The 3,238-nt window shown below is 72.1% G+C and carries 3 protein-coding genes and 2 pseudogenes; 2 read left to right on the top strand and 3 right to left on the bottom strand.

The window, feature by feature from the left end; all coding sequences use genetic code 11:
• Window positions 1-218 precede the first annotated feature (218 nt).
• Window positions 219-743, top strand: a pseudogene (locus EAO75_RS44295) (hypothetical protein); the annotation flags it as partial.
• Window positions 744-749: 6 nt separating this feature from the next.
• Here the strand turns inward: EAO75_RS44295 and EAO75_RS44290 are convergent.
• The 3 genes and pseudogenes from EAO75_RS44290 to EAO75_RS44280 form a co-directional block, all read right to left on the bottom strand.
• The gene (locus tag EAO75_RS44290) at window positions 750-1,058 is read right to left on the bottom strand and encodes an AzlD domain-containing protein (RefSeq protein WP_148000791.1); all 309 of its coding nucleotides are present in this window, start codon (window positions 1,056-1,058) and stop codon (window positions 750-752) included.
• Window positions 1,055-1,777, bottom strand: coding sequence for an AzlC family ABC transporter permease (locus tag EAO75_RS44285; protein WP_187284855.1), 723 nt, complete (start codon window positions 1,775-1,777; stop codon window positions 1,055-1,057). The genes EAO75_RS44290 and EAO75_RS44285 overlap by 4 nt, the downstream gene beginning before the upstream one ends.
• A pseudogene (locus tag EAO75_RS44280) lies at window positions 1,684-2,639 on the bottom strand (AraC family transcriptional regulator); the annotation flags it as partial. The gene EAO75_RS44285 and the pseudogene EAO75_RS44280, both read right to left, overlap by 94 nt.
• A gap of 321 nt (window positions 2,640-2,960) precedes the next feature.
• Between EAO75_RS44280 and EAO75_RS44275 the strand changes: the two are divergent.
• A partial coding sequence (locus EAO75_RS44275) for a DEAD/DEAH box helicase (protein WP_261989709.1) occupies window positions 2,961-3,238 on the top strand: 278 nt, incomplete at its 3' end.

Genomic DNA, 3,238 nt, shown 5'->3' with positions numbered 1-3,238 from the left:
GGGCAACAGCGCGGCAAGACGCCGCACGAGAGGCCTCTCCAGCGCGCCCGCGGGCACGAGCAGCCCGATGAGCTTGACGGCATAGCAGCCGACAACGGTGGCGCCGATGGCGATCCAGGACGTGCAGGGCGTGACCGGTGTGCAGCGGCTGGCTGACCGGGCCGCGCAGATCCGGCTCCAGCGCGTGACCGTACCCGCCGTCCTCGTTGCGGTAGGCGTCCAGCGCGGTCTCCACCGGGCCGGTGGTCGGACTGCTGCACCGCAACGAGGTCTGGCACGCGTGGCTGTTCCGGGCCACGGACTTCTGCTGGCAGGCGGTCGAGTCCCTGGAGAAGTCCCATCCGTACGAGATCGAGGCCGCCGTGGCCTTCCTGGACTCCGCTCCCGACCGCCCGCGCGCGGAGGCGGCCGCCGACCGACTGGGCCGCCTGGTGCGCGATCAGCAACTGGCGGCACTGGAGCCGGCCGGTCTCGACACCTACCCGGTCCCGCCCGGCTACGCCCCCGGCGAGCACCACTTCCCGCACGACTACGCGCGCACGCCACGCTCCCTGGCGCGCGCGTGGTTCACGGACGACGAGATGAGCCGCTCCCTGGACCACCTCGCAGGCGAGCAGCAGGAGGACGGCGGCTGGCCCATCCGCTGGCGCCAGTGGGCACCGGGCATCCCACTGGAGGCCCGCCCGATGGTGACCATCCAGGCGCTGCGCACACTGCGCGCGTACGGCCGCCACATCGGCTGACCCGCCTCACCCGCCCATGGCCCGCACACCCGCGGTCACCACCACGGCCGCCCCGACGACCAGCAGGAACGGCGCCCGCAGGACGAGCGCCACGGCAGCCGCGGCGACCCCTGCCGCCCTGGCGTCCAGCACCAGCGCCTGCCCGTCGCCGAACGTCTGCTGAGCCGTGAGGGCGGCAAGGAGGGCGACGGGCAACAGCGCGGCAAGACGCCGCACGAGAGGCCTCTCCAGCGCGCCCGCGGGCACGAGCAGCCCGATGAGCTTGACGGCATAGCAGCCGACAACGGTGGCGCCGATGGCGATCCAGATACTCACCGCGCCCCCTCCCCCGCACGCCGCCCCTGCACCCACAGCACCACGGGCGCCGCGAGCGCGGCCACCAGTACGGGCACCCCGGCAGGCAGCACAGGCAACAACCCGAGCCCCAGAACCACCGCAAGACCGGCGACAGCACGCTCGGTGGCGGACGTCAGCATCGGCGCGAGCAGCGCCAGAAAGACGGCGGGCCCGGCCGCGTCGAGCCCCCAGGCATCGGTGTCACCGATGGCGTCCGCCCCGAGGGCGCCCAGCAGGGTCGTGAGGTTCCACAGCACATACAGGCTGAGCCCGGTCACCACGAACCCGATCCGCGCACTGCGCCGCGTGGGCTGTGCCAGCGCGACGGCGGCCGTCTCGTCGATCACCCACTGCGCGGCGAACGGCCGCACCGCGCGCGTGAGCTTCAGCACCTGCGACAGCCGCAGTCCGTAGAAGGCGTTGCGCACCCCCAGGAAGAAGGCCCCGGCAGCAGCGGTGAGCGGGCTACCACCGGCCGCAAGCGCCCCCACGAGCGCGAACTGCGACGCTCCCGTGAACACCAGCAGGCTGAGCACACAGGTCTGCAGGAGCGTGAGCCCACTGCCCGCCGACGTCACCCCGAAGGCAAACCCGGACAACCCGACGGCGATCCCGACGCCCAGGGCGTCCCGTACGACGACGGCGTCGGGTTTGTCCCCGTCGACCTGCTGATCCGCCAGCACTCTCTGTTCTGCCACGCCCACGACGCTAGGCAACCCGCTACCGCAGGTCTTGTACGTTCTTGCGCTCCCGCTGATAGGCCCCCGGAGGCACCCCGACGATCCGGGCGAAGTGCCGATTCAGATGCGGTTGATCGGTGAACCCCACGGCGACAGCGGCCTCGGCCGGGGAGACCCCAGCGTCCAGCAGCCGCCGGGCCCGCCGCACCCGCGCATCGGTCAGCCAGGTATGCGGCGGCATCCCATACACGTCCCGAAAGGCCCGCAGCAGGGCAAACGGACCGGTATCCAGATCGGCGGCCAACCGCTCCAGACTGGGCGGCTCGGCCATCCGCCCCTCCAGCACCTCACGCGCGCGTACGGCGACCTGAGCCCCCGCCGTCCGCACCTCCCGCTGCGGCAGCACCCCACCGTTCAACCGCAGCAGCCGCGTCACGGCAACCCGCAGCAGGGTGTCGGCAGCCAGCGCATTGCCCTCATCAGCGGCCCGCAACACCTGATGCACCAGCCCCACCGCATACACATCATCGAGCACAGGCCGGACAAACCCCGGCGTCCCCCGAACAGAAGTGGTCTCGGCCGCGATCTCGGCCACCACCTCCGGCGACGGATAGACGGCCCCGTACTGCCACCCCTCGGGCACCCCCGCCCGCCCCGTATGCGGCGTATCGGGATTGACCAACGCAAGCGCACCGGCCCCCGCGTATTGATCGGCCCCCCGATGTTGAAAGACCTCCACGCCCTCCGCGATCGCGGCGATCACAAAGTGCTCATGGGTATGCCGCACAAAGGTCTTCCGTATGTACCGGGCCCGCAGCAGATCGACACCGGGCAACTCGGCGTACTGCCAGTGCCGCGCGAGCTCGCCAGAACGTGCCATACCCCCATTCTCCGCGAACGAGCCGCCCCGCAACGGCCGCACCCCACGGCGCGGCACCCGCGCACGGCGGCAAGGGGCCGTGCCGGGGGGTGTCCGCCCGCAGCGGCGGGCGTCAAAAAACAGCACCTCTCTGAGAACAGCAACCGCCCGACCGAGGACGGACACCCCCCGGCACGGCCCCGACCCACCACACTCCCGCAGGCGCTACACGCACCCCCACCAAACCGGCACAGGCGCCGCAGGCATCAACACGCACCCCCACCACCCGAGGCATTCCCGCAGCTCAGCCCAATTGTCAGTCCCGAGGTGCAGGATGGACGCATGGTCAGCACCCCGCACCAAGCCTTGGCCGGCTTCTCCCCCGCAACCCGCGGCTGGTTCACGGGTGCCTTCTCCGCGCCCACGGCAGCCCAGGCAGGCGCGTGGCAAGCCATCAACGAGGGCGCGGACGTGCTGGTCGTAGCCCCCACCGGCTCCGGCAAGACCCTCGCCGCCTTCCTCGCCGCCCTCGACCAGCGGCGCGGTGGACCTCGTGGTCCAGGTCGAGTCACCCCCGTCCGTGGCCTCCGGCCTCCAGCGCGTGGGCCGCGCGGGCCACC

The organism is Streptomyces sp. UW30, from assembly GCF_008042075.1.
GTDB lineage: Bacteria > Actinomycetota > Actinomycetes > Streptomycetales > Streptomycetaceae > Streptomyces.
The sequence above is the reverse complement of the archived record's forward strand: the minus strand, read 5'-3'. Positions and strand labels throughout refer to the sequence as shown.